This window comes from Streptomyces sp. NPDC087270 (assembly GCF_044744625.1).
Classification (GTDB): Bacteria; Actinomycetota; Actinomycetes; order Streptomycetales; family Streptomycetaceae; genus Actinacidiphila.
The window spans coordinates 99,230-106,508 of sequence record NZ_JBIUYR010000011.1 but is presented as its reverse complement, the minus strand read 5'-3'; the positions used below and the strand labels follow the sequence as shown (position 1 = coordinate 106,508).

The window sequence follows — 7,279 nt, the reverse complement described above, 5'->3', positions numbered from 1 at the left end:
CCCGCGGGGGGTGACTTGGGCTTAACCCGGCGGGGGGGGGGGGGGGCCCCCCCCGGCCCCCCCCCGGGGGGGGGGGGGGGGGGGGGCGGGGCCCCCCCCCCCCCCCCGCCGCACGTCATACGGTCGGGCCCCGGCGGCGCGCCCGCGGCGCGCCGCCGCTCCCGCTCAGCGCAGCGCCGGCTTCGGAGGCGCCTTGAGCAGGAACACCATCACCACCGCGGCCGAGACGAAGATCGCCGCCAGGGTGAACGCGGCGGTGGCGCCGTTGATGAACGCGTTGCCGTGCGCGTGCCGGGAGACCGTACCGAAGACGGTGACCAGCACCGACAGTCCGAGGCTGCCGCCGATCTGCTGCATCGTCTGGAGCAGGCCGGACGCGGAGCCCGCGTCCTGGGGCTGGACGCCGGAGAGGATGAACGTGTTGAGCGGCATCATCGTCCAGCCGACCCCGAAGCCGACCAGCATCAGCGGGCCGAGCAGTCCGGCCGCGTAGCCGTCGGTCGGGCCGAGCTGGGTGATCCAGATCGTGCCCGCCAGGTTGATCGGCAGCCCGATGCTCACCACCGTCTTCGCGCCGAACCTGCCGATCATGCGCGGCGCGAGCCGCGCGGCGACGAAGAGCGGCCCGGCCAGCGGCAGGAACGCGAAGCCGGTCTTCAACGGGCTGAAGTGCAGATACGTCTGAAGGTACTGGGTGCTGAAGTAGAAGACGCCGAACATCCCGGCCGGCACCAGCAGCATCACGCTGTAGGCGATGGCCCGGTTGCGGTCGGCGAACAGCCGCAGCACCACCAGCGGGCGCTCGACCCGCGTCTCGTTGACGAGGAACGCGCCGAGCAGCGCGACCGCGATCACGAACGACGCGAGCGCCCGTCCGTCGGTCCACTTGCTCTCGCCGACCCGGATGAAGCCGTACACCAAGGTGGCCATGCCGAGCGTGCCGGTCAGCGCGCCCGCGATGTCGAAGCGGCCGCCGCGGTGGCGGGCGGTCTCGTTGATGAAGCGCGGTGCGAGCACCATGATCAGGGCGCCGACCGGCACGTTGATGAAGAACACCCAGCGCCAGGAGCCCAGGTCGGTGAGGATGCCGCCGGCGGTCAGGCCGATCGCCGAACCCGCGCCGGACACGGCCGAGAACACGCTCAGCGCCCGGTTGCGCTCGGTGCCCTCGCTGAACGACGTGGCGATCAGGGCCAGGGTGCTGGGCGCGGCCAGCGCTGCGGCGGCCCCCTGGAAGCCGCGGGCGACCAGCAGGGTGGTCGCGTCGTTGGCCAGCCCTCCCGCGATCGAGGCGACGGTGAAGGCGGCGACGCCCCACACCATCGCCGTACGGCGGCCGATCAGGTCGCCTATTCGGCTGCCGAGCAGCAACAGGCCGCCGAAGGCGAGGGTGTAGACGTTGAGCACCCACGACATGCCGGTGGCCGAGAAGCCCAGGTGGGTGCCGATGCCGGGCAGCGCGACGTTCACCACGGTGGCGTCGAGCAGGATCATCAGCTGGGTGCCGACGATGGCACCGAGGACGAGGTACGGGTGGCGGCTCGCGGGGGACGACGGCTGCCGGGTGGGGGCGGGGGCGGCACCGGTGGTGGCGCTGCCGGCCTGTTGGGTGCTGTGGGTCAGGTCTGTTCCTCCGGTGCTGTTGGTGCTGTCGGAGTCACGCGTCGTGGGCGTGGACATGGTGAGTAAGCCTCCAGCGGAGAGAGTAAACGGAGGTCTCCTCCGAAAACTATACGGAGGCTTCCTCCGGAACTACAATCGCTTTCGGCGAGATATTCCGGAGTGGAGGCGGGACCGACGATGCGGGCAGACGCGCAACGCAACTACGACCGGTTGCTCGAAGAGGCCCGGCAGGCGTTCATCGTGCACGGCACCGATGTCGCGCTGGAGGACATCGCCCGGCACGCGGGCGTCGGCATCGGCACGCTCTACCGGCACTTCCCCAACCGGTACAGCCTGATGAACGCGGTCTTCGTCCGCGAGATCGACGCGCTCGGCGCTCGCTCCATCGAGTTGATGTCCGCGGACGACCCGACCGAGGCCCTCACCTCATGGCTGTACGCGATGGCGGCGCACTCGTCGGCGTACCGCGGCATGGCCGCGGCCATCGGTGAGGCGTCCGACACGCAGATGCCCGCGTGCAAGTTCAAGTTGCGCGAGTCCGGCGGGCAACTCCTGACCCGTGCGCAGCAGGCGGGCGCGGTACGGGAGGACATCCGCATCGGCGACCTGCTCAAGCTGACGTACGCGGTGGTGCAGGCCGCGGAGAAGGACTCCACGGAGAAGGGGGTCTTCCAGCGGCTGATGAGCATCATGATGGAGGGCATCCGTACGAGGCCGTCCGCGGAGGCGTCGGCGGGGTCGCCGGCGGGAGCACCGGCGGTGGCTTCGGCCGGGGAGCGTCGTCCCGCCGCGACGGTCCCGGCCGCGTCCGACGCGCACGCCGGGTCCCGCTGAGCGGGTGGCCTTCCGCGCCTCTGAGCGGCTCTCCTTTCACGGAAGGGGAGCCGCTCAGGGGCGTGGGGCGCGTGGCTCAGGGCTGAGGGTTCAGCGCGCAGGGCTCACGCAGGGCCCAGGGCTCAGGGCTCACGCAGGGCCCAGGGCTCAGCGGCGGCGGACGTCGGCGAGCCGGGGCGTGGGGCTCTCCCCGTTGCCGACCGGACCCGCGCCCAACGGCGGGGCGCCGCGCAGCGGGTGGTGCCGCCGCGGCCCGGGCAACCCGCGCCCGGACGCCAGCCCGTCCGCTGCCGCCGCCGCGGCCACCGCCGCACTGGACCCGCTCCCCGGCAGCGAGGCGACGGTGACCTGCACCCCCCGGTCGGCCAGCGCCTGCAACTCCGTGCCGGCGCGCTCGTCGTCCGGCTCGGGCTCGTCGGTGACGAGATGGGTGATCTGGTCGGTCGGCACGGTCTGGAACATCGTGTCGGCGCCGAGCTTCGTGTGGTCGGCGAGCACCACCACCTCCGAGGCGGCCTGCACCAACGCCCGGTCCACGCTCGCGGCGAGCATGTTGGACGTCGACAGCCCGCGCTCGGCGGTCAGCCCCGCGCCGGACAGAAACGCCCGGGACACCCGCAGCCCGTGCAGCGACTGCTCGGCACCGCTGCCGACCAGCCCGTAGTTCGAGCCGCGCAGGGTGCCCCCGGTCATCACCACCTCGACACGGTTGGCGTGCGCCAGCGCCTGGGCCACCAGCAGGGAGTTGGTGACCACGGTCAGCCCGGCCACCCGCGCCAGCCGTCTGGCCAGTTCCTGCGTGGTCGTACCAGCACCGACCACGATCGCCTCGCCCTCCTCGACGAGGCCGGCCGCGAGATCGGCGATGGCCGTCTTCTCCGCGGTCGCTAGATGGGATTTCTGCGGGAAGCCGGACTCCCTGGTGAAGCCACCCGGCAGCACCGCACCGCCGTGCCGGCGGTCCAGCAGTCCTTCCGCCTCCAGCGCCCGTACGTCCCTGCGCACGGTCACTTCGGACGTCTGGACGACCCGGGCGAGCTCCCGCAGCGACACCGCTCCGTTAGCCCGCACCATTTCCAGAATCAACTGACGACGTTCTGCAGCGAACACGGAACCGACAGTAACGCCAACGACCGGACGGTTTCAGCGTTTTGCACCCGTTGATGGAAGTCGTGCACAAAACAGACCGTCAAGTGCTATAGCTCGACCGTGCGTTCCCTTCCCCACCTGTCCGGAACCCACCACCCCCCACCAACCCGCCCTACGCGCCACCGAGTTCCCTGAGCCGCACCCGGCCGGGTGCGAAGTCCGGGGAGTCGATGGCGACATCCATGTTCCCGGCGTCGATGGACGCGACCTGCCAGCGCCGACCGTCGATCTCGACCGTGTCACCGACCAGGAGATCGCGATACGAGGCGAGGTACTGTCCCTTGGAAGCCACGCCGATCGAGCAACTCGGAGGACTTTCGGCGAAGTTGTCGGCGACCACGCTCATGTCCGGGCCGGTGTCGGGAACGTGCCAGCGCAGCGTCCAGCGGCCGTTGTCGATGCTCGGCCACCTGGCCATGTCCTTCTCCTGCTCCGTGAGGTTCTTACCGGGCGCGGTGAGGACCACCCGGTAGGTGCAGATCTGGGCGACGACGTAGACGCCACGGCCGAGGGTGACCTTCTGCCGCGGAGCCACGGTGGTCTTGCGACCGCCCTGGGTCAGCACCGCGGTACGGCTCTTGCCGTCCGCGGCCGCCGACGCGTACGTCACCCACCGACCGCCCGGCAGGGCCACCCCTCCCCCGCGCAGGATGTGCAGCCCGCCGACCGGACTCAGATCACCGACACAGACCGGCCCCGGGTCCGGGGTGACCGAAGCGGAAGGACGGGGCGAATGCCCGCTCCCCGCTCCCGCCCCGCCGCACGCGGCCACGGCCGCAGCAAGACAGCCACCCACCACCAGACGGCCAAGCGCCCCACCCGACCGTGCGTTCCCTTCCCCACCTGTCCGGCCCCCCACCACCAACCCGCCCTACGCGTCTCCGAGTTCGTGGAGCCGCACCCGGCCGGGTGCGAAGTCCGGGGAGTCGATGGCGGCATCCATGTTCCGGCCGGCGATCTCGACCGTGTCCCCTACCAGGAGATCGCGATACGAGGCGAGGTACTGCCCCTTGGAGGCCACACCGATCGAGCAACTCGGAGGACTGCCGGCCTTGGCCTGGCCCACCGCGTTGTCCAGGTAGGGACCCATCGATCCCGCGAGCTTGCGGGCGGTACGGGCGCAGTCCCGCAAGTCGGTGGCGCGTTGCTTCAGTTGCTCGGGTGTCTCGCCCGGATCTTCCTGCTTCTGCCCCATGCGTTACCCCCCGGTGTTCGCCATGTGGTGTCACCGTAGGGGCGTGGGCGCGCGGCAAGGGAGCGGTCGGGGGCGGGTGTTACGGGATCGGGACAGCCGTGATCGGCATGTGACGCCGGGTGAGGGGGACTTCAGCCGCCGTGGCCGGTCTTGCGGGTGTGGAGCTGGCGGGCGACCTCGGCGATGGAGCCGGAGAGGGAGGGGTAGACGGTGAAGGCGTTGGCGATCTGCTCGACGGTGAGGCTGTTGTCGACGGCGATCGAGATGGGGTGGATCAGCTCGCTCGCCTTGGGCGCGACCACGACGCCGCCGACCACGATGCCGGTGCCGGGGCGGCAGAGGAGTTTGACGAAGCCGTCGCGGACCCCCTGCATCTTCGCCCGCGGGTTGCGCAGCAGCGGCAGCTTGACGACGTTCGCCTCGATCCGCTTGGCGTCGATGTCCGCCTGGGTGTAGCCGACGGTGGCGATCTCCGGGTCGGTGAAGACGTTGGAGGAGACGGTCTTGAGGTTGAGCGGGGCCACCGCGTCGCCGAGGAAGTGGTACATCGCGATCCGCCCCTGCATCGCGGCGACCGAGGCGAGCGCGAAGATGCCGGTGACGTCGCCGGCCGCGTAGACGCCGGGGGCGCTGGTGCGGGAGACCTTGTCCGTCTTGATGTGCCCGGAGTCGGTGAGCTTGACGCCGGTCTCCTCCAGGCCCATCCCGCCGGTGTTGGGGATCGCGCCGACCGCCATCAGGCAGTGCGTGCCGCTGATCATCCGGCCGTCGGAGAGTGCCACCTCGACCCGGTCGCCGACCCTCTTCACGGACTGCGCGCGGGAGCGGGCCATCACGTTCATGCCGCGGCGGCGGAAGACGTCCTCCAGGACGGCGGCGGCGTCCGGGTCCTCGCCCGGCAGCACCCGGTCGCGGGAGGAGACCAGCGTGACCCGGGAGCCGAGCGCCTGGTAGGCGCCCGCGAACTCCGCGCCGGTGACGCCGGAACCGACCACGATCAGCTCTTCCGGCAGCTCGTCGAGGTTGTAGACCTGGGTCCAGTTCAGGATGCGCTCGCCGTCGGGCAGCGCGTCCTCCAGCTCGCGCGGGCGGGCACCGGTCGCGATCAGCACCGCCTCAGCGGTCAGCCGCTCGCTGCTGCCGTCGGCGGCCTCGACCACGACACAGCGGGTGCCCTCGGCGGTCGGGCAGCCCTCCAGCCGGCCCCGGCCGCGCATCACCCGGGCGCCGGCCCGGGTCACGGCGGCGGTGATGTCGTGCGACTGGGCGAGCGCGAGCCGCTTCACCCGGCGGTTCACCTTGCCGAGGTCCACCCCGACCACCCGGGCCGAACGGTCCAGCGGCGGCGTGTCGTCGGCGACGATGATGCCCAGCTCCTCGTACGAGGAGTCGAAGGTCGTCATCACCTCGGCCGTGGCGATGAGGGTCTTGGACGGCACGCAGTCGGTCAGCACCGACGCCCCGCCCAAGCCGTCGGTGTCCACGACGGTCACCTCCGCGCCGAGCTGCGCCGCTACGAGCGCGGCTTCGTAGCCGCCGGGTCCGCCACCGATGATCACGATCCGAGTCACGTACCCCATTGTCCCGCACGTGCCAAGCGCTCGCCGCCAGGGTCCTGCCCGTACGGCGGCGGGGCAGTGGTACGGGCGCGCGACACCGCGACGGGGCCACGACGGCGCCACGACGGGCGCCCGCCCCCGGCCCTCCGCCGTACGAAAACGGGCGGCCTCGCGGGCGGGTTCGCGGCGGCTTCGCGGCCCACCTCACGGACCACCTCCCGAGCCACCTCGCGGACCGCCCCCCGGCCCACCTCCCGGGCGACGTCGCAGGTCGCGCCGCGGGCACCGGCGAAGGCCCGGCGCAGCCGCCCGCCCCCCGGATCACACACGGACGCCGCGTCCGCTCCTTACGCCGCGCGAACCCCGCTCCCGTACTCTCGTGACCATGTCGCTCTACGCCGCCTACGGAAGCAACCTCGACGCGCGGCTGATGACGCGCCGCGCCCCGCACTCCCCGCTGCGCGGCACCGGGTGGCTCGACGGGTGGCGACTGACCTTCGGCGGCGAGCAGATGGGCTGGGAGGGCGCGCTGGCCACGGTCGTGGAGGCGCCGGGCCACCAGGTGTTCATCGGGTTGTACGACATCGCCGAGGTGGACGAGGAGTCCATGGACCGGTGGGAGGGCGTACCGCTGGGCATCTACCGGCGGACGACCCTGCGCGTGCACACCCTCGACGGCGACGAGGCGGCCTGGCTGTACGTCCTCAACGACTACGAGGGCGGCCTGCCCTCCGCCCGCTACCTCGGCGAGCTCGCGGACGCCGCCGAGTCCGCCGGCGCGCCGTACGACTACGTGATGGAGCTGCGCAAGCGGCCCTGCTGAGGCACCCCGCGGAGCCGCCGTCCACGCGCCGTCCACCGCACCGGGCCGCCGCACTCCGGCCACCCGGGTGGCCGAGCCCACCCCGGTCGTCAATTG

7 protein-coding genes are annotated in these 7,279 nt (G+C 72.0%); 2 read left to right on the top strand and 5 right to left on the bottom strand.

What is annotated here, in order from left to right; translation table 11 throughout:
* Positions 1-165 precede the first annotated feature (165 nt).
* Positions 166-1,680, bottom strand: a complete 1,515-nt coding sequence (locus tag ACIPAE_RS22610; protein ID WP_366414669.1) for an MFS transporter — start codon at positions 1,678-1,680, stop codon at positions 166-168.
* Positions 1,681-1,800: 120 nt separating this feature from the next.
* Here ACIPAE_RS22610 and ACIPAE_RS22605 point away from each other — a divergent pair, with 120 nt between their 5' ends.
* Positions 1,801-2,457, top strand: a complete 657-nt coding sequence (locus ACIPAE_RS22605; protein ID WP_329365492.1) for a helix-turn-helix domain-containing protein — start codon at positions 1,801-1,803, stop codon at positions 2,455-2,457.
* 147 nt (positions 2,458-2,604) lie between these two features.
* On the opposite strand, the gene ACIPAE_RS22600 is transcribed toward ACIPAE_RS22605, so the two are convergent.
* The 4 genes from ACIPAE_RS22600 to ACIPAE_RS22585 all read right to left on the bottom strand — a co-directional run bounded on the left by ACIPAE_RS22600 (position 2,605) and on the right by ACIPAE_RS22585 (position 6,381).
* On the bottom strand, positions 2,605-3,531 hold the full coding sequence (locus ACIPAE_RS22600; RefSeq protein WP_402447458.1) for a DeoR/GlpR family DNA-binding transcription regulator: 927 nt from the start codon (positions 3,529-3,531) through the stop codon (positions 2,605-2,607).
* A 187-nt stretch (positions 3,532-3,718) separates the two neighbouring features.
* A complete protein-coding gene (locus ACIPAE_RS22595; RefSeq protein ID WP_402447457.1) occupies positions 3,719-4,216 on the bottom strand; it encodes a hypothetical protein in 498 nt (165 codons plus the stop codon).
* Between the two features lie 261 nt (positions 4,217-4,477).
* Positions 4,478-4,801 carry a hypothetical protein gene (locus tag ACIPAE_RS22590; protein WP_402447455.1) on the bottom strand — a complete coding sequence of 108 codons (324 nt, stop codon included), beginning with the start codon at positions 4,799-4,801 and terminating at the stop codon, positions 4,478-4,480.
* A gap of 131 nt (positions 4,802-4,932) precedes the next feature.
* Positions 4,933-6,381 (bottom strand): NAD(P)H-quinone dehydrogenase, encoded by a 1,449-nt coding sequence (locus ACIPAE_RS22585; RefSeq protein ID WP_329365503.1) that lies wholly within the window; start codon positions 6,379-6,381, stop codon positions 4,933-4,935.
* A gap of 364 nt (positions 6,382-6,745) precedes the next feature.
* On the opposite strand from ACIPAE_RS22585, the gene ACIPAE_RS22580 reads away from it, so the two are divergent.
* Positions 6,746-7,183: a gamma-glutamylcyclotransferase gene (locus tag ACIPAE_RS22580; RefSeq protein ID WP_328468439.1), complete on the top strand. Its 438-nt coding sequence runs from the start codon at positions 6,746-6,748 to the stop codon at positions 7,181-7,183.
* Positions 7,184-7,279: the final 96 nt, after the last annotated feature.